Genomic DNA, 26,386 nt, shown 5'->3' on the forward strand with positions numbered 1-26,386 from the left:
CGACCTCCTAGGAATCTCTTGCGCACTTTTGTCTCGACCGCCGCTGTACTCATCGGGCTCTTGATGGCGGCTGTCGCTGTCCCAGCCATGTGGGTGGATCGGAACATCGTCCAGGAAGACGGCTTCGTTGCCCTGACCGGGCCGCTGGGCAAGGACCCCGCGTTCCAGCAAAGGCTGGCCGCGGCCGCCGTCGGAAGTCTCGGTTCCGGCGACCGGATCCCCGAAGCCCTGGCGGAAACGGCCCGGCCGATCCTCGAGAACGCGGCACAATCCCTGACCGGCCTGCCCGGATACCCCGATGCCTGGGCGGAAACACTGCGAAAGAGCCACCGGCTGACCTTCGCCGACCCCAGTGCCCTGCCGCCTGAGGCCGACGGCACCACCTCGCTCACCCTGGATGTAGCACCGCTGGTGCGGCTGGTCGCGAAGCAGGTCTCTGACGCGACCACGTTGCCGCTTGAGGCGCCCGACCAGGTGCTGATCCACATCGGGCAGTCCAATCAGCGCCAGCTCATCGAGAGGGTCGCCGCTTACGCGCCGATGGGCTACGCCGTGGCGTTGGGTGCGGGCATCGCCTTTGCACTGGCGTTTGTTGCGGCTCGCCGCCGGTGGGCGGTCCTTGCCGGCACGGGAGCAGGCGCGCTGGTGCTGGCCGGCGTGTGGAAGCTGGCCAGCGACGCCGCCGGCGGTGCGGTGGCCGGGACCTCGAGCGGCAATGAGGTGGCGGAGACGTTCAAGAGTGAGTTTGTCTCAGCGTCCGCGGCCAGTTTCGGCCAGTGGATCCTGGCCGCCGCGGTGGCAGGAGCGGCGCTGCTGGTCGCGGGACTCGTCGTTCGCGTCGCCGGCGGCCGCCGCCGCGCCTGAAGATTGAACACCGGTAGCATGGGAGCATGACCACCACCGCTGTTTCCGTTCCGATGCCATCCGTTCCGCGCCGGCGGCGTTCACCGGAGGATGTCCTGGCGGCGGCGCCCGTTGCAGGTCCCAAGAAGGTGCTGCTGGCAGCTCCGCGGGGCTACTGTGCCGGCGTGGACCGCGCGGTCATTGCGGTGGAGAAAGCCCTGGAGCACTACGGCCCGCCCGTCTACGTGCGCAAGCAGATCGTGCATAACGTCCACGTGGTCAGCTCCCTCGAGGAGAAGGGCGCCATCTTTGTTGATGAAACGGATGAGGTCCCCGAAGGCGCCTTGGTGATTTTCTCGGCGCACGGCGTCTCGCCCGCGGTGGTCCAGTCCGCCGAGGACCGCGGCCTGCGGACCATCGACGCCACCTGCCCGCTGGTGACCAAAGTGCACCGCGAGGCCGTCCGCTTCGCCAAGGACGACTACGACATCCTGCTCATCGGCCATGACGGGCACGAGGAAGTTGAAGGCACCGCCGGCGAAGCGCCGGAGCACATCCAGATCATCAACGGCCCGCATGAGGTCGACAAGGTCATCGTCCGCGACCCGGAGAAGGTCATCTGGCTCTCGCAGACCACCCTCAGCGTGGACGAGACCATGGAAACGGTCCGGCTCCTGAAAGAGCGGTTCCCCACCCTGCAGGATCCGCCCAGCGACGACATCTGCTACGCCACCACCAACCGCCAGGTGGCCATCAAGAAGATCTCACCCCAGGCGGACCTCGTGATCGTGGTGGGGTCGGCCAACTCGTCGAACTCCGTCCGCCTTGTGGAGGTGGCACTGGAGTACGGTGCCAAGGCCTCCTACCGCGTCGACTTCGCCAACGAGGTGGACGAGGCCTGGTTCGAGGGCGTCGCGACCGTGGGCGTGACGTCGGGGGCCTCCGTCCCTGAGGTGCTGGTCAGGGACGTGCTGCGGCTCCTGGCCGACTACGGCTACGGATCCGTCGAGGAAGTCGTCACGGCCGAAGAGGACCTGCTGTTCTCCCTGCCGAAGGAGCTCCGGGCCACCCTGAAGCAGGCCGGTGACGTTTCCCGCGCCCTCGGCGGCCGCGGCACGCGCCCGGAGCACTCCTAGGGCTCAGCGCGCCTGGCGGGACATACGGCACGCAGCGGGACGACCCGCACGGCGTTTCTAGGCTGCCGACTCTTCGGAATCGTCGCCGGACTCGTCCCGTGCCTGCCCGCCCGACTGCAGCTCCGGGGCCGCCACCGAACGCGGCGTCACCTCCACGGCGGCGGGAGTCGTCAGTCCGGCAGCGTCCAGGGCGTTGAGCTTCCTGGCGGTCGGCAGGACCCGGGCCTCAAGCGTTCCGACCATCGAGTTGTAGCGGTCCACCGAGGTCTTCAGCGAGGCACCGAGCCTGGTGACGTTTTCGCCCAGCGTTCCCATCCGCTCGTAGAGCTGCCGCGCGAGCTCGAAGAGTTCCCGGGCGCTGTCCGTGAGCACGTCCTGGCGCCATGTGAAGGCGACCGATTTCAGCACCGCCAGCAGCGTCCCGGGCGAGGCGAGGACCACGTTCTTGGATAGCGCATAGTCCAACAGCGCCGGGTCCGCCGACAGTGCGGCCGCCAGGATCGACTCCGCGGGCAGGAAGCAGACCACGAACTCCGGGGAGTTGCCGGGGATGTCCCAGTACTTCTTGTTGCTCAGTGCGTCCACGTGGGCCTTCAGGGCCTTCGCATGGGCCGCCAGGTGCCCCTGCTGTCCGCTCAGCGCCTGCCCGAGCTGCAGGCTGCGCTGTTGTCCGCCGGGGGCGGTGCCGAGCTCCTGTGCCGCGAGGTAGGACGCCAGCGGGACCTTCGCGTCGACCACGAGCTGCTTGTCGCCGGGCAGCTGCACCACGAGGTCGGGCCGGAGGCTGTTTTCGGTGGCGGAGCTGTTCAGCTGCCCGCTGTGGACCTGCTCATGGAAATCGACGTGCCGCAGCATCCCGGCCGCCTCGACCACACGCCGCAGCTGGACCTCGCCCCACTGACCGCGGGCGCTGTTGGAGCGCAGCGCAGACTCCAGCGCGTGCGTTGACCGCAGGAGCTGCTCATCGGACAGGCGGGCCTCCTGCAGCTGCTGGGCCAGCTGCCCGTACTGCTCCAGCCGGTCGCGCTCGAGCAGCGACACCTGCTGCTGCACGGCGGTGAGCTTCTCCGCCACCGGCGCCAGCGCGCGCAGCACACTGCCGTCCTGGGTCCGGGACTCGCCCAGCTCCCGGTTCTGGGCCGCGAGAAGGCGCCTCTCGGCGTCGGCGGCGGCAAACTGGGCGCTGACCTCGGAAAGCCGGGCCGAGACGCCGTCGAAGTCCTGCTCCACGGCCAGGTAGCGGCGCCGGAGCAGCACATAGACAAGTGCGGCGCCGGCAACGGCACCCACGAGCAGCATGAGCAGGGAAAGAATCAGTCCAAAAGCGTCCATGACTTCACTGTGGCACGCCCCTGTGACAGTTTTGGCCCCGACGCCCGCAACACCGCCACCAACATCCCCTCCGGGGTACGGCCCGGCCGCCGCAGAGATCCCCAGCCGCAGCGGGTAGAATATATGCTCGTGGCTCTTACTATTGGCATCGTCGGACTGCCCAACGTCGGCAAATCAACTCTTTTCAACGCACTGACCCGCAACCAGGTGCTCGCAGCGAACTATCCGTTCGCCACGATCGAGCCCAACATCGGCGTCGTGAACCTGCCGGATGCCCGGCTTGAAAAGCTGGCCGGCATCTTCGGATCCCAGCGGCTCCTCCCGGCAGCAGTGTCCTTCGTAGACATTGCCGGGATCGTCAAGGGAGCGTCCGTGGGCGAAGGCCTGGGCAACCAGTTCCTCGCCAACATCCGCGAGGCCGAGGCGATCGCCCAGGTTGTCCGCGTGTTCGATGACCCCGACGTCATCCACGTCGACGGCAAGGTGGACCCCGTCTCCGACATGGAAACGATCAACACCGAGCTGATCCTGGCCGATCTTCAGACGATTGAAAAAGCCATCCCGAGGATCGAAAAAGAAGTCAAGATCAAGAAGCGGGAGGCCGCCGAACTGGCGGCCATCAAGGCGGCCCAGGCGGTGCTGGAACGCGGCGACACCATCTTCTCCTCGGTCAAGAGCGACAAGCTGGAGATGGAACACCTCAAGGAGCTCGGCCTGCTCACGGCCAAGCCCTTCATCTACGTCTTCAACGCGGACGAGGGAATCCTGGGCAGCCCCGAAAAACAGGCCGAACTGCGCGCCATGGTGGCCCCAGCGGACGCCATCTTCCTCGACGCCAAACTTGAATCCGACCTCGTCGAGCTTGACGAGGAAGAAGCCCGCGAGATGCTGGAAATGAACGGCCAGGACGAATCAGGTCTGGACCAGCTGGCCCGCGTCGGCTTCCACACCCTCGGGCTGCAGACCTACCTGACGGCTGGACCCAAGGAGACCCGCGCCTGGACCATCCACCGGGGCGACACAGCCCCGCAGGCCGCCGGCGTGATCCACTCCGATTTCCAGCGGGGCTTCATCAAGGCCGAGGTCGTCTCCTTCGAGGACCTGATCGACGCCGGCTCCATGGCCGAGGCGAAGGCCCGCGGCAAGGTCCGGATCGAGGGTAAGGAATATGTCATGGCGGACGGCGACGTGGTGGAGTTCCGCTTCAACGTGTGACGGATCGGTAATTCCGCCAAGTAATTAGGGATTAACTCGAGGAGCCACGATTTCCGAATCGTGGCTTTCCTGTGTGCGGCGCTCTTATCCTTTGGCGCCGCAGCCGTCAATGATTGTGTGGAATTTTTTCCGGCGCGGCCGGTCAAATGTTGCAGCTCGGTAACGAACTTTACAGGGAGTCAACTTTCGTCGTGCGTTGCGGCAGTTGGGGTTTACGCTACATCCCATGTGAGACGGGCCATGCTGCCGCTGGGGGAGTGTGGACGTCTGTCCGGCGCCTACGGTGCCGGTCTCATCCACACGACAGAAACAAGGAGGCGGAATGCGATTGGGTCGTATTTCCAAAGCAGTGGGCGTGGCAGCAGCAGCTGCCATTGCCCTCAGCGCCTGCGCGGGCAACAGCGGCGGGACAACCCCGACGACTGCTGCGGCAGCAAGCAAGCAAGGCGGATCGGCAACAGTGGTCGAGGTCAACGCATTCAACACGTTCAACCCGAATACGGCCGACGGCAACACCGACATCAACTCCAAGATCAGCTACGCCACCCACTCGGGCTTCTACTACATCGACAACAAGCTGAACGTCGTGCACAACGACAAGTTCGGCAAGATGGAAAAGACTTCGGACAACCCGCTCACCGTCAAGTACACGATCAATGATGGCGTCAAATGGTCGGACGGCACGCCCGTGACCGCAGCAGACCTGCTGCTGCAGTGGGCCGCCTTCTCCGGCTACTACGACGACGCCGATCCCGAAGCGAAGACCGGAACCTCCTATTTCTCCTACGCCGGGGACCCTACCGGCCTCGCTTTGACCGACTTCCCGGAGCTCGGCGCTGACGGCCGCTCCATGACGGTGAAGTACTCCAAGCCTTTCGCCGACTGGGAAATCGCCCTGGGCGGCCCCGGCATCGACATCCCGGCCCACGTCCTCGCCAAGAAGGCAGGCCTGACGGATACCAAGGCATTCGTCGATCTCCTCAAGGGCATGCCGCGCGGCGATTCGAAGGCTCCCAAGCCCGCGAACACACAGCTGCGGGCAATGGCCGATATGTGGAACACCGGCTTTGATACCAAGACCCTTCCGGCAGACCCCACGTTGTTCCTGTCCAACGGTCCGTTCATCGTCAAGAACGTCAATCAGGACCAGTCGATGACGATGGTCAGGAACAAGGACTACAACTGGGGTCCGGAAGCCAAGCTGGACGAAATCACCGTCCGCTATATCGGTGACTCCGCCGCCCAGGTGCAGGCACTCAAGAACGGCGAGGCAGACATCGTCGCCCCGCAGGCTTCCGCCGATACCGTCGAACAGCTCAAGGCCCTCCAGGGCCAGGGCGTCACCGTCGATCAGGGCAACCAGCTCTCCTACGACCACCTTGACCTGAACTACTCGGGACCGCTGGCCGACAAGAACGTGCGTGAGGCGTTCATGAAGACCGTCCCGCGCAAGGACATCGTTGACAAGATCGTGAAGAAGCTGGATCCGAACGCTAAGGAGCTCGATTCCCAGCTGTTCGTTCCGGACCAGGCCGCCTACGCGGACTCGGCCAAGAACAACGGCTCCTCGGCTTACCAGGACGCGGACATTGACGGGGCCAAGAAGCTCCTGAACGGTACCACGCCCGAGATCCGCATCATGTACAACAAAGACAACCCCAACCGCGTCGATGCCTACTCGCTGATCCGCGAATCTGCCACCAAGGCCGGCTTCCAGATCGTCGACGGCGGCCTCGGCAAGTCTGACTGGGGCAAGGCCCTGGGCAAGGGCGGCTATGACGCCACCATCTTCGGCTGGACTAACCCGGGGGTCGGCGTGTCCGGCGTCCCGCAGATCTTCAAGTCGGGCAACGATTCCAACTTCAACCAGTTCAGCGATCCTGACGCCGACAAGCTGATGGAAGAACTGGTTGTCACCACCGACCGCAGCAAGCAGGACGGCCTCATCCAGCAGATCGACAAGAAGATCTGGGATTCCGCCTACGGCCTGCCGCTGTTCCAATCGGTGGGCGTCGACGCATACAGCGATCGCATCACCGGCGTAAAGTACATGCCGAACCAGACCGGCGTCTGGTGGAACTTCTGGGAGTGGGCACAGAAGTAGGCCGACGACCGCAAGTGACACTTGCCAGTGACATTTGACAGTGACACTTGACAGCGACATTTGGCGGCGACACTTGCCAGTGACATTTGACAGTTGAGGCGCCGGGACCCAAGCACCACGGTCCCGGCGCCTTCTGGCGAAACTCCCGCCGAGGCGGCACGACCGCCGCGTGATCCGCGGCACCCGGCCCTACACTGCGACCGGTCCGGGCAAAACCTGGGCCCGAATCCCGAGGTTCTATTTCAATGGTGACCTACATAGTCCGGCGGCTCATCACCGCTGCACTCATTCTTCTTGGCGCGTCCTACCTGGTCTATCTCCTGACAGCGGCGTCCGGGGATCCCCTCGAGGAATACCGTGCCAGCAGTGCCCCCAACAAACAGCAGCTGATGGATGCAAGGACCGAGCTGCTGCAGCTGGACACTCCCGCCCCGCTGCGTTACTTCAAATGGCTGGGCGGAGCGGCGCAATGCCTCGTTCCCTTCGCCAACTCCTGCGATCTCGGCAAGAACATTGCCGGCCAGCCGATTACCGACGCGCTGGGGCACGCGCTCCTGCAGACCCTGACACTGGTCACCGGCGCCACCGTCCTGGCCATCCTGGTCGGCATCACGCTGGGCATCATCACGGCCCTGCGCCAGTACAGCACGCTTGACTACGGCGTGACCTTCATGGCGTTCCTGTTCTTCTCGCTGCCGATCTTCTGGGTCGCCGTTCTCCTGAAGGAGTTCGGCGCGATCGGCTTCAACAACTTCCTGCGGGATCCGGACATCCCCTTCCCGACTGCGCTGGCGATCGGTGCGGGCCTCGGTGTGGTGGCCGCCGTGTCGGCCGGCGGCGAGCTGAAGCGCAGGCTGCTCACGGGCGCCGTTGCCTTCGCCTTCGTGACCGCCGTGCTGGTCTACTTCTCCGCCACCGGCTGGTTCAAGACGCCGGGCCTCGGTCCGGTGGTCATCGCCCTCGCGGGTGTGGGCATCGCCTTCGCCGTCACCCTCCTCTCGGCGGGACTGAAAAACCGGAAGGCGCTGCAGTCGGCGCTGATCGCCGTCGGCGTGGGCGTGGTTCTCTACTTCGCCATCCAGCCGCTGCTGAACGAGGCCACGTTCCTCATGATCGTGCTGCTCGCCGGGGCGGCCGTCCTCGTCGGCATGGGCATCGGATTCGTCATGGGGGGCTACGACCGCGGACAGTCCATGCGCGCGGCAGCCCTCACCTCGTTCCTCGTGGGCTTCCTCATCGTGCTTGACCGCTACATGCAGGCCTGGCCGAGCTACTTCAACAACAGCAGGGTCCGCGGGCGTCCCATCGCCACGATCGGCGCCGGCACACCGAATATTGAGGGAGATTTCTGGGTCCTGAGCCTCGATTCGTTCACTCACTTGATCCTGCCCACCATGGCCCTGATCCTCATTTCGCTGGCCGGCTACACCCGCTTCACCCGCGCCTCCATGCTGGAAATCATGAACATGGACTACATCCGGACCGCCCGCGCCAAGGGCCTGTCCGAGCGGACCGTCGTCATGCGCCATGCCTTCCGCAACGCGCTGATCCCGATCGCCACGATCGTGGCGTTCGACATCGGCGGCCTGATCGGCGGCGCCGTCATCACGGAGTCGGTCTTCTCCGTCCGGGGGATGGGTTTCCTGTTCTTTGACGGCATCTCGCACGTGGATCCCAACCCGGTCATGGGCGTGTTCATCTGCGTGGCCATTACGGCCATGGGTTTCAACCTCATTGCGGACCTTGCGTACTCCGCACTTGATCCACGCGTAAGGGTAAAAGCATGAGCCAGCCAAGTCAGCAGGATGAAATCATGGCCGAAGACGCCGGACTGGGGCGGGCGGATGCCGCCGGAATCGAACCGATCCTCGAGGCCAAGGGCCTTAGCCAAGGGCAGATTGTCCGCAAGAGGTTCCTCGGCCATTCGGGCGCCATCATCGGCCTGGCGGTCTTCGCGATCATTTTCGTCGTGGCATTCACGTCCGTCGGCTATGCCGGCATCCCCGGCTGGTGGAAATATGGGCATGAGGACGTGGCGCCGCTCGTCAACGAGGGTGCGCCCACCGCCTCTTTCTGGCCGCTTGCCTGGGGCGAACACCCCTTCGGCCAGGACCGGATCGGGCGGGACCTCTTTGCGATGACCATGCGCGGCACCCAGCAGTCCATCACCATCATGGTGGTGATCGGCCTCATAGCCGGCCTCGTCGGCGTGGTGGTCGGTGCCCTGTCCGGCTACTTCCGCGGCTGGATGGAAGCCGTGCTGATGCGCCTCACCGACGTCATCATCATCGTTCCCGCACTCCTGCTGGCGGCCGTCATGGCGCAGCTGGCGGGCCGGCGCGACCAAGGTAGCTGGTTCGTTTCCTTCACCAGCACCAACGGCGTCCTGGCCCTCGGGATCTTCCTAGGCCTGATCAGCTGGGTGGGCCTGGCCCGCCTCATGCGCGGAGAATTCCTGTCGCTGCGCGAGCGCGAGTTCGTGGATGCGGCTCGGATTTCCGGGGCGAGCAACACGCGGATCATCTTCAAGCACATCCTGCCCAACGCCGTAGGTGTGCTGATCGTCAACGTCACACTGACCATGTCCGCGGCCATTCTCACCGAGACGGCGCTGAGTTACCTCGGCGTCGGCGTCAAGGCCCCGGACACGTCCCTGGGGCTGCTCATTCAGCAGAACCAGGCCGCTTTTGCCACGCGCCCGTGGCTCTTCTGGTTCCCGGGCCTGTTCATCGTGCTGATCTGCCTGAGCATCAACTTCATCGGCGACGGCCTGCGGGATGCCTTCGATCCGCGGCAGAAGAAGTTCAATGCCAAGACGGCCCAGGCGAGCCAGGAGCCCTCGCGGGCAAAGACCCCCGTCACTGCTTTCGACGGACCTGCTTTCGACGGATCTGCTAGCGACGGACCTGCTGGCGACGGAAAACAGGGCGAGTAGATGCCGGCCCCCTGCAGAGCTGATATTGCGGTGTTACCGGGCGGTGACGGCCAGATAGCTCGCCGCCAGGAGCAGTACGACGGCGCCGATCGCCACCCAGCGGACGGTCACCGTCACTGCTGTGGTGGCGGCGTCGCCGGCGGCGAGCCCACCGCTTTCCACCAGCCCGTGCCACCGGGCGCGCACCAGCATGGCGGCCTGGCCGGAGTCGGTGGTCTTCAGGTCCCCGGGCCGGACCGACTTCCCCGGTCCGTAGGTGGTTGCCGGCAGGCCCCGAAGGTCTTCGGGGCGGGCGTTGCGGCCGCCCCAGATTCCGGGGGCCGGCGCCGCCCAGGAGGCGTAGCTCTTGCTGGCGGTCACCAGGGTCAGGGCAAAGCGGGTATCGACATGCACCAGCGCGGCCCAGGGCACCACGATGGACCGGAACGGGTTCTCCAGCGTGACGCCGTCGTCGTGCACTACGACTGCGGGCAGCCAGAAAAGCTGCCAGCCCAGAAAGGCGAGGAGCACAAGCGGAGCGGCGCCGGCCAGCGCCCCGGGCCCCGCCATCAGAACCGTCACCATCACGCCGAATGCGGCCACCGCCCAGGACAGCCATGCGAACCATTTGTTCGTTCGGGCCTTGAAGATTTCAACGTTTCCCGCGTGCGGCGCAGAGCTCATGCCCCTAATAATTCAGTATTCCGAGCCGCAGCACTAATCCCCGGTGCTCCGGCGGCTTGGGTGGAAGGAAAGCCCCATCATGTCTGACTTCGTCACCCTCGATCCGCCCGTGGCACCCGCACCAGGCAAAGGTGCAACCGTCCTGGAGGTCCGTGACCTGAGCGTCGACTTCGGCGTGGACAAGAAATGGGTTCCGGCCGCGATCGGCCTGAACTACGAAGTGCGCGCGGGCGAGGTGCTCGCCATCGTGGGGGAGTCCGGGTCGGGCAAGAGCGCCAGTTCGATGGCGCTCCTGGGCCTGCTGCCCAGTAACAGCCGTGTGACCGGAAGCGTCAAGCTCGCCGGCAGGGAACTGCTGGGCGCCAATGAGGCGAATATCCGGGCGGTCCGCGGCAAGGACGTGGCCGTGATTTTCCAGGAGCCCATGACCGCACTGAACCCTGTTTACACCGTGGGCGCGCAGATTGTGGAGACCATCCGCCTCCACAATGAAGTCTCCCCGGATGAAGCCCGGCTGCGTGCCCTGCGCATGCTGGAGCTCGTGGAACTGCCCGACCCCGAGAAGGCGTTCCGCTCCTACCCGCACCAGCTCTCTGGTGGGCAGCGCCAGCGCGCCATGATCGCGCAGTCACTCTCCTGCGACCCCAAGCTGCTGATCGCCGACGAGCCCACCACGGCCCTCGACGTGACCGTGCAGGCCGAAATCCTGGACCTCATGCGGAATCTACGGAACAAGCTGGACAGCGCGATTGTGCTGATCACGCACGACATGGGCGTGGTCGCTGACCTCGCCGACCGGATCGCCGTCATGCGCAGGGGGCTGATCGTGGAGACCGGCACGGCCGCGGAGATCTTCCACAACCCGCAGCACGAATACACCCGGGCACTTCTGGCCGCCGTCCCGCACCTGGGGCAGGGCGGCTCGGATTCCGTGGCGGACGTGGATGTCACGGCCGCCCTCGCGGCCGCCACGCACGCCGAAAACCTCTCCATTCCGGAGGAGGAGCTCCTCCGGCGTGAGCGCGAGAACGCCGCAGCCCTCGCCGCCCTCGCCGCGGCGGAAGCAGCCAAGCCCCTGGGCGAGCCCGTGCTGGAACTGACCGACGTCGCCATCGAATACCCGAAGCAGGGCCGGGTGCCGGCCTTCCGCGCGGTGGAAGGCGCCAACCTGGTGATCTATCCGGGACAGGTGGTCGGCCTGGTGGGGGAGTCAGGCTCGGGCAAGACGACCATCGGGCGGGCGGCCGTCGGCCTGCTGCCGGTGGCGGCCGGCACCATGCGGGTTGTCGGGCAGGACATTTCCGCGGCCAAGAAGAACGGCCGGCAGCTCCATGACATGCGCCGGCACGTCGGCATGGTGTTCCAGGATCCGTCGTCGTCCCTGAATCCCAGGCTGCCGATCGGCGAAAGTATCGGCGAGCCGATGTTCCTTGCCGGGGTGGCGAAGGGGACCGAGCTGCAGAAGCGGATCGAGGCACTGCTGGACCAGGTCGAGCTTCCCCGGGACTACCGCAACCGCTATCCTCACGAACTCTCCGGCGGGCAGAAGCAGCGCGTCGGAATCGCCCGCGCCCTGTCGCTCAAGCCGAAGCTGATGGTTGCGGACGAGCCCACCTCGGCCTTGGACGTGTCCGTGCAGGCCAAGGTGCTCGACCTCTTCCAGAACCTGCAGAAGGAACTGGGCTTTGCCTGCCTCTTCGTCACCCACGACCTCGCCGTCGTGGACGTGCTCGCGGACCGGATCTGCGTGATGCAGCGCGGCCGGATCGTGGAGCAGGGGACCCGGGACCAGATCCTGCGCAACCCGCAGGAGATCTACACCCAGCGGCTCCTGGCCGCCGTCCCGTTGCCGGATCCGGACAAGCAGCGCGAGCGGCGCGAATTGCGCGCCCAGCTGCTGGCAGGCGCCAGTTAGCAGAGTGCCAGCTGGCTGGACTCCAGTTAACCGCACGTAACCCGGATCGCCGCGGGCGCGAATACTACCAGCCGGTATTGTGTGACCTGAAATACATTGCCGTTGACTCCAGCCGTCACAGGGTTGTCGGATCACGGTTTGGCAACAGAGTTCCAACATTTGGACATTTTGGCGCTAGGCTACTTCCATATGTAGGCCACGTCACAGGGATATCTCTGTGCCTGCCTGCGGGGAAACATAAGTTTTTCCCTCACGAACTCCCACAACTCATAGGAGGCGGAATGCGTTTTTCGCGCACTTCCAAAGCACTGGGCATGGTGGCTATCGCCGCCCTCGCCCTGACCGGATGCGGTGCCAGCGGCACCTCTGCCGGTAGCGGCAACACCGGTGGCGACACCAGCAAAGTAATCCTTGCCGACGGCTCGGAGCCCCAGCGCCCCCTGATGCCGGCCGACACCAACGAAGTCGGCGGCGGCAAGGTCATCGACATGATCTTCGCGGGTCTGGTCAGCTACGACCCCAGCGGCAAGCCCGTCAACGAACTCGCAGAGTCCATTGAAGGCAAGGACGGCCAGCACTTCACCATAAAGATCAAGAAGGACCAGAAGTTCACGAACGGCGAGGCCATCACGGCCAAGTCCTTCGTTGACTCCTGGAACTTCGGAGCCGCGGCCAAGAACGCCCAGCTCAGCGGCGGCTTCTTCGAAAGCATCAAGGGCTACGACGAAGCCAGCGCAGAAGGCTCGACCGTCGAGACCATGTCCGGCCTGACGGTCGTTGACGAGCAGACGTTCACCGTAGAGCTGAAGCAGCCGGAATCCGACTGGCCGCTGCGTTTGGGCTACACTGCCTTTGTGCCGGTCCCCTCCGGTGCGCTCACGGACCCGAAGGCCTTCGGCGAAAAGCCGGTCGGCAACGGCCCGTACAAGCTTGCGGACGGCGGCTGGCAGCACAACGTGCAGATCCAGCTCGTTCCGAACCCGGACTACACTGGCCCCCGCAAGGCCAAGAACGCCGGCGTGACGTTCAAGATCTTCCAGAACGACGACGCCGCGTACCAGGACCTGCTGTCCAACAACCTGGACATCCTGCAGACCATCCCCACCAGCGCGCTGAAGAACTTCAAGACCGACCTCGGCGACCGCACCATCAACAAGCCCTACGCCGGCAACCAGACCATCGCCATCCCGGAATACCTGCCGGAATGGAGCGGTGAGGCCGGCAAGCTTCGCCGCCAGGCAATCTCCATGGCGATCAACCGGGACGAAATCACCAAGGTGATCTTCAGCGGTGCCCGCCAGCCGGCGAAGGACTTCACGGCTCCCGTGCTTGACGCCTACAGCGACTCGGTCCCCGGATCAGAGAACCTGAAGTTCGACGCCACCAAGGCCAAGGATGCCTGGGCCAAGGCCGACGCCATCCAGAAGTGGGACGCTGACAAGACGTTCACCATCGCCTACAACGCCGACAAGGGCGGACACAAGGCCTGGGTTGAAGCTGTCGTGAACCAGCTCAAGAACACCCTCGGCATCAAGGTTGAAGGCAAGCCGTACGCAACCTTCAAGGAAGCCCGCAACGACGCAACGGCCAAGACCCTGACCGGTTCCATCCGCGCAGGCTGGCAGGCGGACTACCCGTCGCTGTACAACTTCCTGGGACCGATCTACAAGACCGGTGCAGGCTCCAACGACGCCGACTACGCCAACCCGGCGTTCGACAAGGCCATCTCCGATGGACTGGACGCCCCGTCCGTCAGCGACGGCAACAAGGCCATGAACAAGGCCCAGGAGATCCTCCTCCAGGACCTGCCGGCCATCCCGCTGTGGTACCAGGTTGCCCAGGGCGGCTGGAGCGACAAGGTCACCAACGTTGACTACGGCTGGGACGGCGTTCCGCTGTACTACAACGTCACCGGCAAGTAATAACAGTACGACGGCGGGGGCTGCCCAGACTGGGGCCTCCGCCGTCGCTGTGTTTCCCCCTCATTTCCTGATGGCCCGGCCCCTTCGGGTGTACTTTCGCAGCACGGCCGCCGTGAGTGAACCGGCGCCGGCCTGCATCCATAGTGAAAAGGTTCTTTGATGAACAACTCCACCGCATCCCTGGACAGGATGCCAGCTCACGGGGGTGTGATTCGCTGATGGCGACTTACATTCTCAAGCGATTCCTCCAACTGATTCCCGTATTCCTCGGCGCAACGCTGCTGGTCTACTTCCTGGTGTTCAGTCTCCCCGGCGATCCAATCGTGGCTCTCTTCGGCGACAAGCCCGTCAATGAGGCCGTGGCTGCGAAGCTCAGGGTCCAGTACCATCTGGACCAGCCGTTCTGGATCCAGTACCTGCTCTACCTCAAGAGCATCTTCACCTTCGACCTCGGCCAGGACTTCTCCGGACGCCCCATCGCCGCGGTGCTCGGCGAGGTCTTCCCCGTCACGGCGCGCCTGGCGGTGATGGCGCTGATCTTCGAGGGTGTTTTCGGCATCGTCTTTGGCCTGATCGCCGGCCTGCGCAAGGGCAAGCTCTTTGACGCCACGGTTCTGGTCGCGTCCTTGATCGTCATCGGCATCCCGATCTTCGTGCTCGGCTTCCTGCTGCAGTTCACCATCGGCGTCCAGCTGGGGTGGGCCAAACCGACCGTCAGCTCGGTTGCAACGGTCCAGGACCTGATCCTGCCGGCGATCGTGCTCGGTCTGGGCTCCTTCGCCTATGTCCTGCGCCTGACCCGCACCAGCGTTCTCGAGAACATGAACGCCGACTACGTGCGCACCGCAACCGCCAAGGGCCTGTCACGGTTCCGGGTGGTGCGGGTGCACATCCTGCGCAACTCCCTGATTCCCGTCATCACCTTCCTGGGCGCAGACCTCGGAAGCCTCATGGGCGGGGCAATCGTCACGGAAGGCATCTTCAACGTGCCGGGTGTGGGCAACCGGCTCTACCGGGCCGTGCTGTCAGGGGAAGGCCCCACCGTGGTCTCGATCGTCACCGTGTTGGTGCTGATCTACTGCCTGTCCAACCTGCTCGTTGACCTGCTCTACGCCTGGCTTGACCCGAGGATCCGCTATGACTCCTGAGAACATCACATCAAGGCACGCCGCTCCCGCGCGTGCGACCCGTCATATTGAGCACTTCGTTGCAGGTGTGGCGGAGACGCCCCTCCAGGCGACGGACCGGGTCAAGGAAGACAACGCGCCGCTAAGTCTTTGGGGCGAAGCCTGGAAGAACCTGCGCAAGCAGCCGCTCTTCCTCATCTCGGCCTTCCTGATCCTCGTCGTCGTGGCCGTCTCGCTCTTCCCGGGTCTCTTTTCCTCGATCGACCCGACGTCTGAGGCGTGCCAGCTGGCCAACTCCGACGGCGGCCCGGCTGCCGGCCACCCCCTGGGCTTCACCCAGCAGGGGTGCGACGTCTACGCCCGCGTCATCTTCGGCACACGCTCCTCGGTGACGGTGGGCCTGTTCACAACCCTCGGCGTCCTGTTGATCGGCGGCGTCATGGGCGCCCTGGCCGGCTACTACGGCGGCTGGGTGGACGCCATCCTGGCGCGCATCAATGACATCTTCTTCGCCCTGCCGCTGATTCTTGGCGCGATTGTCCTCATGCAGCTGCCGATGTTCCGCGCGAACCGCACGGCATGGACCCTGGTGCTCATCCTGATCACGTTTGGCTGGCCGCAGATCGCCCGCATCACCCGCGGGGCCGTGATCGAAGTCCGCAACGCCGACTTCGTCACGGCGGCGCGGTCCCTGGGCGTTTCCAAGTTCGGCGCGCTCATGCGGCACGTCATGCCGAACTCGCTGGCTCCGATCATCGTCGTGGCCACCATTTCACTGGGCACGTTCATCGTTGCCGAATCCACGCTCTCGTTCCTGGGCATCGGCCTCCCGCCGAGCGTCATGTCGTGGGGCAATGACATCCAGGCCGCGCAGGCATCCCTCCGGTCCAACCCGATGCCGCTGCTCTACCCGGCCATCGCACTGTCCATCACAGTCCTGAGCTTCATCATGCTGGGCGATGCCCTCCGCGATGCTCTCGATCCCAAAGCGCGCAAGCGATGAAAGGGGACGCCATGAACGCCACTGTCGAAATCCACGAAGTGGGCACTGCTGATGAGCGCCCGCTGCTTGAAATCAAGGACCTGGCGATCAGCTTCGCCACCAGCAACGGCGAGGTCAACGCCGTCCGGAATGCCCACCTCACCGTGATGCCGGGCGAAACCGTCGCCATCGTCGGTGAGTCGGGCTCCGGCAAGTCGACGACGGCGCTGGCCGCCATCGGCCTGCTGCCCGGCAACGGCCGCGTCGCGGCGGGGCAGATCCTGTTCGACGGCGAAGATATCTCGCACGCCAGTGAAAACCGGATGATCGAACTCCGCGGAAACAGCATCGGCATGGTCCCGCAGGACCCGATGTCCAACCTGAACCCAGTGTGGAAGATCGGCTACCAGGTCCGCGAGACACTGAAGGCCAACGGACTTCCCGACGGCCCCGACGACGTCGCCCAGGTCCTCTCCGAAGCCGGGCTGCCGGACGCTGCCCGGCGTGCCAAGCAGTACCCGCACGAGTTCTCGGGCGGCATGCGCCAGCGCGCGCTGATCGCCATCGGGTTGTCCTGCCAGCCGCGCCTGCTCATCGCCGACGAGCCGACGTCCGCGCTTGACGTGACGGTGCAGCGCCAGATCCTGGATCACCTGGACAAGATGACCACGGAACTGGGCACCGCAGTACTGCTGATCACGCACGACCTCGGCCTCGCCGCCGAGCGTGCCGACAAGGTCGTGGTCATGTACCGCGGTCAGGTCGTCGAATCCGGGCCGTCGCTGGAGCTGCTGGAGAACCCGCAGCACCCTTACACCCAGCGGCTGGTTGCCTCGGCGCCGTCGCTGGCGTCCCGGCGCATCCAGGTGGCCAAGGAGCTCGGCGTGGACAGCGACGATCTCCTCGCACCCGCTGATGATGTCGTGGTTACGCCGTCCATGCCCGAAGAGGTCCTGCAGATCGAGAACCTGAAGAAGGTCTTCAAGCTGCGCTCGGGCTTTGGCAAGTCGACGGACTTCACCGCCGTCGACGACATCTCCTTCAGCGTCAAACGGGGAACGACGACGGCGATCGTGGGGGAGTCGGGTTCCGGCAAGTCCACCGTGGCGCAGATGGTCCTGAACCTCCTGACGCCCACCTCAGGCAAGATCATCTTCGACGGCGTGGACACCTCCACGCTGAACAGCAAGGAGATCTTCGCCTTCCGCCGCCGCGTGCAGCCGATCTTCCAGGACCCGTACGGTTCCCTGGATCCGATGTACAACATCTTCCGGACCATCGAGGAACCGCTGCGGACCCACAAGATCGGGGACAAGGCCAGCCGCGAGAAGAAGGTCCGGGAACTGCTGGACCAGGTGGCGCTGCCGCAGTCCACCATGCAGCGGTATCCGAACGAGCTCTCGGGCGGTCAGCGCCAGCGTGTCGCGATCGCGCGTGCCCTGGCCCTGGACCCCGAAGTGATCATCTGCGACGAGGCTGTCTCCGCACTGGACGTCCTCGTCCAGGCACAGGTGCTGAACCTGCTCGCCGAGCTGCAGTCCAGGCTGGGACTGACCTACCTGTTCATCACGCACGACCTCGCAGTGGTCCGGCAGATCGCCGACCACGTGTGCGTCATGGAGAAGGGCAGGCTGGTTGAGACCGGGTCCACGGACGAGGTCTTCGATTCGCCGCAGCAGGACTACACCAAGGCACTGCTCAACGCCATCCCCGGTGCGCGCCTGATGCTGCCCCCGGAAGTTGCCTGATCCGGGCTAGTTCACGGCGCGGTTCACGAACGCATTCCGTTCAGGAACACAGGAGCCGGTGGCCGCCCTTTCGGGGCGGTCACCGGCTCCTGTGTTCGTGCGACCGGCGTCCGCGTCCGGCGTTCCTGTCAAGCGTTCCTGTCCGGCGTCAGCGGGACAGGTCGGAAATCGAGGCCGGCTCCTTGGCCTCAAGACCCATGGCCCGCAGCCGCTTGCCCAGAATGACACCTAGGGCTTTGTGGCCCTGGGCGTTCAAGTGGACGCCGTCGGCCATCGAGTTCGTGAGCTCGTATTTGGTCAGCCAGTCACCGACGCTGACAAACGGCAGCCCGTGCTTCAGCGCAACCGTGCCGAGGAGGGCGTCCACCTGGGTTCGGCGGCCGCCGCCGTAGCTGGCACCGCGGGCCAAGGTGCCGATCATCACCACCTGGGCGGCGGGATAGCGCTCCTGGATGCTGGCGATCAGGCGCTCCGCATTGGCCACAATCTGCGCGTCGGTGGCGCCCCGCGCCGCGTCGTTGCCGCCTCCTTCGATCACCACGAGGGGAGGGGCGCCGTAGGGCAGCTTCCAGTCACCGCGCTGGAGGGCATCGATGTAGTTGCCCGTCTTTCCGTTTGAGGCCACGTAGCCGGTACCGCCCAGGCCACAGAAAAAGACGTGGTAGCCCATGGCTGCAAGACCCTGCCGCGGCCAGCCGAACGACGGCTCGGACTGGGAGTCGCCAATCAGCACAGCCGTATGGCGGATGTCTGCAACGATCACCTCACTGCGGCTGTTGGCAGGGTTGCGGTAGATCGATCCCGCCGGCAGGTCTGCGGGATCAACTTCGGCGTTGAGCTGTGTCTTGGCGCCCGATGCGGCGGCGACGGGCATGCCCGGGCCGCCCGCCGGCACACGCGCGGACGTGGCAGGCTGCCCGGCGGCAGAGGAGCCGGCGGAAGAGCCGGCGTCGGGTGCTGGTGAAGCGGAGGGCTGCCCGCAGCCGCCCAGAACTACGCCTACGGCGATCATCGGTGCGACGAAGCGGGACAGAGCCGAGGCGTTGCGCATGAATGTCTCCGGTGGCTTGCTGCTACCAGAGCAATGATGGGGCATGGGAGCCCGAAAATCCAGTGACTTTACTCACAGTAAACGCCCGTTTGTCCGGCTCCGGCCGTGCCGGCCGGGTGCGCCGGGTTTCGCATTTTAGGCCAATAAATGACCTAGCGCTTAGACTTGTAGTAGGTGCCCTGTGCCGAAAGGGCTTACCCGTCGTGCGTTCCGGTTGGAAATGTCGCGATACCACAGCTGACTTCACCACTGAATCGAGCAATAACGCATGTCTGAAACCACCACCAACACCGCGGTAGCCACTGCATCGCGCAGTGATCTGCGCAACGTCGCGATCGTGGCCCACGTTGACCACGGCAAGACCACTTTGGTCGACGCCATGCTCAAGCAGACCAACTCCTTTGCCGAGCACAACCATCTCGAAGACCGCGTCATGGACTCCGGTGACCTGGAGCGCGAAAAGGGCATCACCATCCTGGCCAAGAACACCACCGTGGCCTACAACGGACCGGCCTCCAAGGGCGAGACCATCACCATCAACGTGATTGACACCCCCGGCCACGCTGACTTCGGTGGCGAGGTGGAGCGCGGCTTGTCCATGGTCGACGGCGTCGTCCTCCTCGTCGACGCTTCTGAGGGCCCGCTGCCCCAGACCCGCTTCGTCCTGCGCAAGGCTCTGGCCGCGCACCTTCCCGTGATCCTGCTGGTCAACAAGACCGACCGTCCCGATGCACGGATCGAAGAAGTTGTCCACGAGTCCATGGACCTCCTCCTCGGCCTGGCCTCCGACCTCGCCGACGAGGTTCCGGACCTTGACCTGGACAAGATTCTCAACGTTCCCGTCGTCTACGCCGCCGCCAAGGTCGGCCGCGCTTCCCTCGAGCAGCCCGCAGACGGCAGCGCCCCGGAGAACGAGGACCTGGAGCCGCTGTTCCAGGCCATCATCGAGCACATCCCGGCGCCGACCTACAACCCGAACGGTGTCCTGCAGGCGCACGTCACCAACCTGGACGCCTCTCCGTTCCTGGGCCGCCTCGCCCTGCTGCGCATCTACAACGGCACCCTCCGCAAGGGCCAGACCGTTGCCTGGGCCCGCGCCAACGGCGAGCTGAAGAACGTCAAGATCACAGAACTGCTCGCCACCAAGGCACTTGACCGCGTGCCGACCGAATCCGCCGGCCCGGGCGAGATCGTCGCCGTCGCCGGCATCGAGGAAATCACCATCGGTGAGACCCTGACCGACGTCGACAACCCGCAGCCGCTGCCGCTGATCACTGTTGACGACCCGGCCATCTCGATGACCATCGGTATCAACACCTCCCCGCTGGCCGGCAAGGTCAAGGGTGCCAAGGTCACGGCCCGCCAGGTGAAGGACCGACTGGACAAGGAACTGATCGGTAACGTCTCCATCAAGGTGCTCCCCACCGAGCGTCCGGATGCCTGGGAAGTCCAGGGCCGTGGCGAGCTCGCGCTGGCCATCCTCGTCGAGCAGATGCGCCGCGAAGGTTTCGAGCTGACCGTCGGCAAGCCGCAGGTTGTCACCAGGACGGTCGACGGCAAGATCCACGAGCCGATGGAACACATGACCATCGACGTGCCGGAAGAATACCTCGGCGCCGTCACGCAGCTCATGGCCGCCCGTAAGGGCCGCATGACCAACATGGCCAACCACGGCACCGGCTGGTGCCGCATGGAGTTCATCGTTCCGGCCCGTGGCCTGATCGGTTTCCGTACGAAGTTCCTCACGGATACCCGTGGCGCCGGCATCGCGGCCTCCATCTCCGAGGGCTACGAGCCCTGGGCCGGCCCGATCGAGTACCGCACCAACGGTTCGATGATCGCCGACCGCGCCGGTGTTGTGACGCCGTTCGCCATGATCAACCTGCAGGAACGCGGCTCCTTCTTCGTGAAGCCCACGTCCGAGGTCTATGAGGGCATGATCGTGGGCGAGAACTCCCGCGCCGACGACATGGACGTGAACATCACCAAGGAAAAGAAGCTCACCAACATGCGTGCCGCTTCCTCCGACACCTTCGAGAACCTGACGCCGCCGCGTGACCTGACCCTCGAAGAGTCCCTCGAATTCGCCCGCGAAGACGAGTGCGTCGAGGTTACGCCGGAGTCCATCCGCATCCGCAAGCTGATCCTCGACACCAGCGACCGGGCCAAGGCCAACCGCGCCCGCGCCAAGGTCTGATCCCGGGACCGTCTGATCCCGGTACGGGTTGTCACTCCCGTGAACAGTAGAGCTGCCGGCATGGCAGGCGGCATTGCCGCCGCCGTGCCGGCAGCTCTTTTTGTTTCCCTGGCCGGCACTGCCTTGCACCGGCAGGACGTCCAGATTGCCGGCGTCGGGCTTCCCTGGGGTGCTGTTGCCGCGCTGGTGCTCCTGGGTTCCGTGGAGCTGTGGCTCGGGGCCTTCTTCCGTTCGGTGATTCCGACGGCGGCGTGCGGGGTCCTCTCCTACGCATTGACGGGCTGGTGGTCCACCCTGGAGACCGGGAGGCGCCTCGTGATCGGTGACACCGCCGGGAACATCTGGGTCTACGGGATCGCAGGCGTCACGGTGGCCATGTTGGCCTGGTGCCGCCGCTACAGGCGTCTGCCGGCCTAACCGCTCCGCGGGCGTCCGTGGATATGCTGCGCCTCCGGGGGACATGCCGGGCCTCCGCGGGACATGCCCATTTTTCGGCCACGCGGGTGGGCATAGTGGCTTCATGTCCGTCCCTCAGCCCGTGCGCGGGACATGTCCATTCCTGGCCGCTGGACATGCTCCCCGGGGGCACTGTGCACGGGGCATGTACTTGTCCACATAGCGCGGGACGGGCCTGTTCGGGCCGCATGCCCCGGCGTCAGGATGGCTGCATGGTCAATATCGGCGAGGTGCTCTCAAGATACGACGGCGTCGCCCGCGCCAAACACATTGCCGCGGCGGGTGTCTCCGACTTCCAGCTCAAGGCCGCGATGGCCAGCCGCGCCGTTTCCCGGGTGTCCAGGGGCGTTTACGCGGTGCCTGGTGCCGATCCGCAACTCATCTCCATCCGTTCGCTTCCGGCCGAGCCTGCGTGCGTCACCGCTGCGCAGTTCCAAGGGCTGTGGGTTCTCGAAGCCCCCAGCCAGCCGCATGTCGCACTCACCCACAGCCGCAGCTACCCGGGATTCGTCTGCCACCGATCCTCGGCGCCTCCGACGCTCATGGACACTGTCGTCCACAGCCTGCGATGTTTACCGGAGCCAGACGGCCTGATCATCGCCGAATCCGCCGTCGTGCTCAAAGGACTCCCGCTCACCGGGCTGCGCCAGCGACTCAACGGCCGGAACGATGCCCGGGAACGCCGGATTGTGGCAGGGATCGTCCGCCTGGCCCGGTTTCTCTTGCGGCGGGCCGGGTTCCATGTCGAATCGCAGGTCAACATTCCCGGTATGGGGCATCTTGACCTCATGGTTGACGGCAGACTCGGCATCGAAACGGACGGGGCCGGCTTCCATATGGACAGGACAAGCTTTGAAGAAGACCGACGGCGGTGGAACGTCACCACCCGTTTGGGAATACCGACCCTGATCGTGAGCTACCCGCTGCTCAAGAACCACCCGCAGGAATTCATCGCCATGGTCCGGGACGCGCTGCACAGGCTCTCCGCTGCCGCCTAGCAACGGACATGTCCCGCGTTGCGTCTTGCCCGCCACTGGGCATGTTCCGCGTTGCGTCTTGCCCGCCACTGGGCATGTTCCGCGTTGCGTCTTGCCCGCCACTGGACATGTCCCGCGTTGGTCGCCACGGATGGACATAAGGGCGAAATGTCCACCGCCGGCAACCAGGGGAGGGCATGTCCAGCGGTGCGCCGAGGTGGGGGAGGGCATGTCCATTTGGTGAACCGGCCCGGCATAGGGGGTCAGGGCGTGGGCAAACGCGGGCCGCGGCGCGGCGGGGCCGGGGGGACTTCCTTGGCGGCCACCACGAGACCCAGCGCGATGACGACGTCCGAGCGCCGGGTGCGGACGGTGCACTCACCGTCGGCCCTTCCCACGAGTTCGCCGAGCGCGTCCGTCAGGCCGCCCTCGATCCGGTAGCGGACCACAACGCGCGTGCCGAGAGGGGCACCAGACAGGAACTGCTGGGGCAACGGCAAAGGCGAACTCACCACTTCATAGTAAGACGCGCAGCATGTATGACGCCCGGCTAGGTTCGCGGGAATAGGCTGGGAGATAATAGGCTCAGAAGTCAGCAGCCCGGCGCTCAGGCCGGGAGAACCATCCGGCCGGTCGCCGGATCCAACGTGGAGAGGCAAGGGACGTGACCTACGTAATCGCGCAGCCGTGTGTAGATGTCAAAGACAAGGCATGTATTGAAGAGTGCCCCGTCGATTGCATCTACGAGGGCGAGCGTTCCCTGTACATCCACCCGGACGAGTGCGTGGACTGCGGTGCCTGCGAACCCGTCTGCCCCGTGGAAGCGATCTACTACGAGGACGACACCCCCGAAGAGTGGGCCGACTACTACAAAGCCAACGTCGAATTCTTTGACGATCTTGGCTCCCCGGGCGGCGCCGCGAAGATCGGCAACACGCACACGGACCACGCCATGATCGCCGCCCTGCCGCCGCAGAACCAAGACAACTAGGACGGGCGTTCGGTGACATCTGCCGTGCGCAGCTTCGGCCTCAGCCTGCCCGACTACCCGTGGGAGGCCCTGGCGCCGTACCTTGCGAGGGCAGCCCGATACCCGGGGGGAGTCGCGAACCTGTCCATCGGGACCCCCGTCGATCCCACGCCCGACGTCGTGCAGGACGCCCTGCGCGCCGCGGCCAATGCCCCCGGATACCCCACGGTGCACGGTACGCCGGCCCTCCGCGAAGCCGTTGCCGGGTGGTTTGGGCGCCGCCGCGGCGTGCCCGGGCTTGATCCGCAGAACGTGATGCCCACCGTCGGCTCCAAGGAACTCGTGGCCTGGCTGCCCTTCCTGCTTGGCCTCAAGCCGGGCGACGTCGTCGTCCGCCCCACGGTGGCCTACCCCACCTATGACATCGGCGCCACGTTCGCCGGCGCGGAGCAGATCGCCGCCGACGACCTCGACGAGCTCGACGCCGCCACCCGGGGGCGCGTGCGCCTCATCTGGGTCAATTCGCCGGCCAACCCCACCGGCAGCGTCCGGGACGTCGCCTCACTGCGGCGGATCGTCAGCCAGGCCCGCGAGCTCGGCGCCGTCGTCGCCTCCGACGAATGCTACGCCGAACTCGGCTGGGGGGAGTGGGATGTCCAGCGCGGCGGCACCCCGGTGCCCAGCATCCTCCACCCTGATGTGGCCGACGGTTCCCACGACGGCCTGCTGGCCGTGTACTCGCTGAGCAAGCAGTCCAACCTGGCCGGCTACCGGGCCGCGTTCGTTGCTGGGGATCCGGCCATCATGGCGAACCTGGTCAACAGCCGCAAGCATGCAGGCATGATCGTTCCGTATCCGGTCCAGGAAGCCATGCGCGTGGCCCTCGGCGACGACGCACACGTCCAGGCGCAGAAGGACCTGTACCGCGGCCGCCGCGAACGGATCGTGCCGGCACTGGAACGGTTCGGGCTGACGATCCACGAATCCAGGGCGGGGCTCTACCTGTGGGCCACCGCGGGCGAAGCCACCTGGGACACCGTGGGCAGGCTCGCGGACCGCGGAATCGTCGTCGGCCCGGGCGTCTTCTACGGGGACGCCGGTAACGGATTCATCCGGGTGGCCCTGACGGCCAGCGATGAGCGAATCGATGCCGCTGTTTCACGACTGGCCACTGAGCCGTAACAATGCTGTGACACGTGCCACAACTGGCGCGTTTTCGGTGCCTGAAGGGCGCCTCGGATTAGTGCCACCCGCGAAGTGCCGGTAGTTTTTAACTGACAATCAATGGTGGCTTTCCACAAGAAGGCAGCGCAGCCTTTGGAATTCCTGTCCGCACGGGATCCGCAGGCGGCTTCACCAGATGTTGGACCAGCTTTCTACAGAGGCCCCTGCGCCTCATGAGGAGACTCCATGACTGAGACCACCAGCGCAACCCTGCGCCATGCCGGCGGCGAGCTCGAACTGCCGCGCATCAAGGTTGTAGAAGGAAACGAAGGCTACGACGTTTCCAAGCTGCTGAAGCAGACCGGCGCCGTTGCCTTTGACCCCGGTTTCATGAACACCGCGGCCACCACCTCCGCCATCACCTACATTGACGGCGACGCCGGCATCCTGCGCTACCGCGGCTACCCGATCGAACAGCTCGCCCAGCACTCCAGCTTCCTGGAAGTTTCCTATCTGCTGATCTACGGCAACCTGCCGACCCCCACCGAGCTGGAAGCCTTTGACCAGCGGATCCGCCACCACACCCTGCTGCACGAAGAGCTCAAGGGCTTCTTCAGCGGTTTCCCGCGCGACGCCCACCCGATGCCGGTACTGTCCTCGGCCGTGTCGGCGCTGTCGACGTTCTACCAGGACTCGCTGGATCCGTTCAACGCCGAGCAGGTCGAGGTCTCCACCTACCGGCTGCTGGCCAAAATGCCGGTCATCGCTGCCTACGCCTTGAAGAAGAGCGTCGGCCAGCCCATGCTGTACCCGGACAACTCCCACAACCTCGTGGAGAACTTCCTGCGCCTGAGCTTCGGGCTCCCGGCAGAGCAGTACGAGGTGGACCCGGTGGTCGCCAAGGCGCTGGATCTCCTCCTCATCCTGCACGCGGACCACGAGCAGAACTGCTCCACGTCCACGGTCCGGCTGGTCGGCTCCTCCAACGCCAACCTTTTCGCCTCCGTGTCCGCCGGCATCAACGCCCTCTTCGGACCCGCCCACGGCGGCGCCAACGAGGCCGTCCTGAAGATGCTGCGCCAGATCCAGGCCGACGGCACCAAGCCCGAGGACTACATGGAGAAGGTCAAGAACAAGGAAGACGGCGTCCGCCTCATGGGCTTCGGACACCGCGTGTACAAGAACTACGACCCCCGCGCCAAAATCGTGAAGGCCACGGCCCACGAGATCCTCAGCAAGCTCGGCGGCAACGACGAACTGCTGGACATCGCCATGCGGCTGGAGGAGAAGGCGCTGAACGATGATTACTTCATCCAGCGCAAGCTCTACCCGAACGTGGACTTCTACACCGGCCTGATCTACAAGGCCATGGGCTTCCCCGAGAAGATGTTCACCGTGCTGTTCGCGATCGGCCGCCTGCCTGGCTGGATTGCCCAGTGGCGTGAAATGATCAGCGATCCCAACACCAAGATCGGCCGCCCGCGGCAGCTGTACGTTGGAGAACCGGAACGCAACTACCCTTCGATCTAGCGGATCCCGCCTGACGGGCACTACGACGCCGGCGGCGGACCTCAGCTGAGGTGCGCCGCCGGCGTCGTTCTTCGGCTGCTCCACAACAGCCGTTTTCAGCGTTCAAAAGGGCCGTTGTG

21 protein-coding genes are annotated in these 26,386 nt (G+C 65.2%); 17 read left to right on the top strand and 4 right to left on the bottom strand.

The window, feature by feature from the left end; translation table 11 throughout:
• Window positions 1-18 precede the first annotated feature (18 nt).
• Together ACQCSY_RS15055 and ACQCSY_RS15060 are read left to right on the top strand one after the other, a co-directional pair.
• On the top strand, window positions 19-864 hold the full coding sequence (locus ACQCSY_RS15055) for a hypothetical protein (protein WP_427129986.1): 846 nt from the start codon (window positions 19-21) through the stop codon (window positions 862-864).
• A gap of 26 nt (window positions 865-890) precedes the next feature.
• Window positions 891-1,979, top strand: a complete 1,089-nt coding sequence (locus ACQCSY_RS15060; protein WP_427129987.1) for a 4-hydroxy-3-methylbut-2-enyl diphosphate reductase — start codon at window positions 891-893, stop codon at window positions 1,977-1,979.
• Between the two features lie 57 nt (window positions 1,980-2,036).
• Here ACQCSY_RS15060 and ACQCSY_RS15065 read toward each other — a convergent pair whose 3' ends face one another.
• On the bottom strand, window positions 2,037-3,311 hold the full coding sequence (locus ACQCSY_RS15065; protein ID WP_427129989.1) for a DNA recombination protein RmuC: 1,275 nt from the start codon (window positions 3,309-3,311) through the stop codon (window positions 2,037-2,039).
• Window positions 3,312-3,440: 129 nt separating this feature from the next.
• Here ACQCSY_RS15065 and ychF point away from each other — a divergent pair, with 129 nt between their 5' ends.
• The 4 genes from ychF (at window position 3,441) to ACQCSY_RS15085 (ending at window position 9,565) form a co-directional block, all read left to right on the top strand.
• The gene (gene ychF, locus ACQCSY_RS15070) at window positions 3,441-4,526 is read left to right on the top strand and encodes a redox-regulated ATPase YchF (RefSeq protein ID WP_427129991.1); all 1,086 of its coding nucleotides are present in this window, start codon (window positions 3,441-3,443) and stop codon (window positions 4,524-4,526) included.
• A gap of 322 nt (window positions 4,527-4,848) precedes the next feature.
• Window positions 4,849-6,630, top strand: a complete 1,782-nt coding sequence (locus tag ACQCSY_RS15075; protein WP_427129993.1) for an ABC transporter family substrate-binding protein — start codon at window positions 4,849-4,851, stop codon at window positions 6,628-6,630.
• A gap of 245 nt (window positions 6,631-6,875) precedes the next feature.
• On the top strand, window positions 6,876-8,417 hold the full coding sequence (locus ACQCSY_RS15080) for an ABC transporter permease subunit (protein WP_427129995.1): 1,542 nt from the start codon (window positions 6,876-6,878) through the stop codon (window positions 8,415-8,417).
• Between the two features lie 26 nt (window positions 8,418-8,443).
• Complete coding sequence (locus ACQCSY_RS15085) at window positions 8,444-9,565, top strand: ABC transporter permease (RefSeq protein ID WP_427135858.1); 1,122 nt, start codon at window positions 8,444-8,446, stop codon at window positions 9,563-9,565.
• Window positions 9,566-9,598: 33 nt separating this feature from the next.
• On the opposite strand, the gene ACQCSY_RS15090 is transcribed toward ACQCSY_RS15085, so the two are convergent.
• Window positions 9,599-10,228, bottom strand: coding sequence for a PH domain-containing protein (locus ACQCSY_RS15090; RefSeq protein WP_427129996.1), 630 nt, complete (start codon window positions 10,226-10,228; stop codon window positions 9,599-9,601).
• A 79-nt stretch (window positions 10,229-10,307) separates the two neighbouring features.
• Here ACQCSY_RS15090 and ACQCSY_RS15095 point away from each other — a divergent pair, with 79 nt between their 5' ends.
• The 5 genes from ACQCSY_RS15095 (at window position 10,308) to ACQCSY_RS15115 (ending at window position 17,922) form a co-directional block, all read left to right on the top strand.
• Window positions 10,308-12,143: an ABC transporter ATP-binding protein gene (locus tag ACQCSY_RS15095; RefSeq protein WP_427129998.1), complete on the top strand. Its 1,836-nt coding sequence runs from the start codon at window positions 10,308-10,310 to the stop codon at window positions 12,141-12,143.
• Between the two features lie 281 nt (window positions 12,144-12,424).
• The gene (locus tag ACQCSY_RS15100) at window positions 12,425-14,065 is read left to right on the top strand and encodes a peptide ABC transporter substrate-binding protein (protein WP_427130000.1); all 1,641 of its coding nucleotides are present in this window, start codon (window positions 12,425-12,427) and stop codon (window positions 14,063-14,065) included.
• Between the two features lie 218 nt (window positions 14,066-14,283).
• A complete protein-coding gene (locus ACQCSY_RS15105; protein ID WP_427130002.1) occupies window positions 14,284-15,213 on the top strand; it encodes an ABC transporter permease in 930 nt (309 codons plus the stop codon).
• The gene (locus ACQCSY_RS15110) at window positions 15,203-16,195 is read left to right on the top strand and encodes an ABC transporter permease (RefSeq protein ID WP_427130004.1); all 993 of its coding nucleotides are present in this window, start codon (window positions 15,203-15,205) and stop codon (window positions 16,193-16,195) included. Before ACQCSY_RS15105 ends, ACQCSY_RS15110 begins: the two co-directional genes overlap by 11 nt.
• Before the next feature lie 11 nt (window positions 16,196-16,206).
• Complete coding sequence (locus ACQCSY_RS15115; protein ID WP_427130006.1) at window positions 16,207-17,922, top strand: ABC transporter ATP-binding protein; 1,716 nt, start codon at window positions 16,207-16,209, stop codon at window positions 17,920-17,922.
• Window positions 17,923-18,070: 148 nt separating this feature from the next.
• Here the strand turns inward: ACQCSY_RS15115 and ACQCSY_RS15120 are convergent, their stop codons facing one another.
• Entirely contained in the window at window positions 18,071-18,973 is a 903-nt protein-coding gene (locus ACQCSY_RS15120; RefSeq protein ID WP_427130008.1) for an SGNH/GDSL hydrolase family protein, read from the bottom strand.
• A gap of 268 nt (window positions 18,974-19,241) precedes the next feature.
• Here ACQCSY_RS15120 and typA point away from each other — a divergent pair, with 268 nt between their 5' ends.
• From typA to ACQCSY_RS15135, 3 genes are all read left to right on the top strand, one after another.
• Window positions 19,242-21,170 carry a translational GTPase TypA gene (gene typA, locus ACQCSY_RS15125; RefSeq protein ID WP_427130010.1) on the top strand — a complete coding sequence of 643 codons (1,929 nt, stop codon included), beginning with the start codon at window positions 19,242-19,244 and terminating at the stop codon, window positions 21,168-21,170.
• Between the two features lie 60 nt (window positions 21,171-21,230).
• On the top strand, window positions 21,231-21,587 hold the full coding sequence (locus tag ACQCSY_RS15130; protein WP_427130012.1) for a hypothetical protein: 357 nt from the start codon (window positions 21,231-21,233) through the stop codon (window positions 21,585-21,587).
• A gap of 251 nt (window positions 21,588-21,838) precedes the next feature.
• Entirely contained in the window at window positions 21,839-22,624 is a 786-nt protein-coding gene (locus tag ACQCSY_RS15135) for a hypothetical protein (protein ID WP_427130014.1), read from the top strand.
• 242 nt (window positions 22,625-22,866) lie between these two features.
• Here ACQCSY_RS15135 and ACQCSY_RS15140 read toward each other — a convergent pair whose 3' ends face one another.
• The gene (locus ACQCSY_RS15140; RefSeq protein WP_427130016.1) at window positions 22,867-23,115 is read right to left on the bottom strand and encodes a hypothetical protein; all 249 of its coding nucleotides are present in this window, start codon (window positions 23,113-23,115) and stop codon (window positions 22,867-22,869) included.
• A gap of 152 nt (window positions 23,116-23,267) precedes the next feature.
• Here ACQCSY_RS15140 and fdxA point away from each other — a divergent pair, with 152 nt between their 5' ends.
• The 3 genes from fdxA to ACQCSY_RS15155 all read left to right on the top strand — a co-directional run bounded on the left by fdxA (window position 23,268) and on the right by ACQCSY_RS15155 (window position 26,267).
• Window positions 23,268-23,594, top strand: coding sequence for a ferredoxin (gene fdxA, locus ACQCSY_RS15145; protein ID WP_427130018.1), 327 nt, complete (start codon window positions 23,268-23,270; stop codon window positions 23,592-23,594).
• 12 nt (window positions 23,595-23,606) lie between these two features.
• On the top strand, window positions 23,607-24,755 hold the full coding sequence (gene dapC, locus ACQCSY_RS15150; RefSeq protein WP_427130019.1) for a succinyldiaminopimelate transaminase: 1,149 nt from the start codon (window positions 23,607-23,609) through the stop codon (window positions 24,753-24,755).
• Window positions 24,756-24,983: 228 nt separating this feature from the next.
• Window positions 24,984-26,267, top strand: a complete 1,284-nt coding sequence (locus ACQCSY_RS15155; RefSeq protein WP_427130022.1) for a citrate synthase — start codon at window positions 24,984-24,986, stop codon at window positions 26,265-26,267.
• Window positions 26,268-26,386: the final 119 nt, after the last annotated feature.

Origin of the sequence: Pseudarthrobacter sp. S9 (genome assembly GCF_050156545.1) — a bacterium.
Taxonomy (GTDB): domain Bacteria; phylum Actinomycetota; class Actinomycetes; order Actinomycetales; family Micrococcaceae; genus Arthrobacter.

Excerpts from the sequence above, each read along its gene's own strand:
- ACQCSY_RS15075 (WP_427129993.1), top strand. The coding sequence starts at position 4,849 with ATGCGATTGGGTCGTATTTCCAAAGCAGTGGGCGTGGCAGCAGCAGCT.
- ACQCSY_RS15115 (WP_427130006.1), top strand. The coding sequence starts at position 16,207 with ATGAACGCCACTGTCGAAATCCACGAAGTGGGCACTGCTGATGAGCGC.
- ACQCSY_RS15060 (WP_427129987.1), top strand. The coding sequence starts at position 891 with ATGACCACCACCGCTGTTTCCGTTCCGATGCCATCCGTTCCGCGCCGG.
- ACQCSY_RS15135 (WP_427130014.1), top strand. The coding sequence starts at position 21,839 with ATGGTCAATATCGGCGAGGTGCTCTCAAGATACGACGGCGTCGCCCGC.
- ACQCSY_RS15155 (WP_427130022.1), top strand. The coding sequence starts at position 24,984 with ATGACTGAGACCACCAGCGCAACCCTGCGCCATGCCGGCGGCGAGCTC.
- ACQCSY_RS15110 (WP_427130004.1), top strand. The coding sequence starts at position 15,203 with ATGACTCCTGAGAACATCACATCAAGGCACGCCGCTCCCGCGCGTGCG.
- ACQCSY_RS15120 (WP_427130008.1), bottom strand. The coding sequence starts at position 18,973 with ATGCGCAACGCCTCGGCTCTGTCCCGCTTCGTCGCACCGATGATCGCC.
- ACQCSY_RS15090 (WP_427129996.1), bottom strand. The coding sequence starts at position 10,228 with ATGAGCTCTGCGCCGCACGCGGGAAACGTTGAAATCTTCAAGGCCCGA.
- ACQCSY_RS15065 (WP_427129989.1), bottom strand. The coding sequence starts at position 3,311 with ATGGACGCTTTTGGACTGATTCTTTCCCTGCTCATGCTGCTCGTGGGT.
- ACQCSY_RS15085 (WP_427135858.1), top strand. The coding sequence starts at position 8,444 with ATGGCCGAAGACGCCGGACTGGGGCGGGCGGATGCCGCCGGAATCGAA.
- typA (WP_427130010.1), top strand. The coding sequence starts at position 19,242 with ATGTCTGAAACCACCACCAACACCGCGGTAGCCACTGCATCGCGCAGT.
- ACQCSY_RS15105 (WP_427130002.1), top strand. The coding sequence starts at position 14,284 with ATGGCGACTTACATTCTCAAGCGATTCCTCCAACTGATTCCCGTATTC.
- ACQCSY_RS15130 (WP_427130012.1), top strand. The coding sequence starts at position 21,231 with ATGGCAGGCGGCATTGCCGCCGCCGTGCCGGCAGCTCTTTTTGTTTCC.
- ACQCSY_RS15095 (WP_427129998.1), top strand. The coding sequence starts at position 10,308 with ATGTCTGACTTCGTCACCCTCGATCCGCCCGTGGCACCCGCACCAGGC.
- ACQCSY_RS15080 (WP_427129995.1), top strand. The coding sequence starts at position 6,876 with ATGGTGACCTACATAGTCCGGCGGCTCATCACCGCTGCACTCATTCTT.
- ACQCSY_RS15100 (WP_427130000.1), top strand. The coding sequence starts at position 12,425 with ATGCGTTTTTCGCGCACTTCCAAAGCACTGGGCATGGTGGCTATCGCC.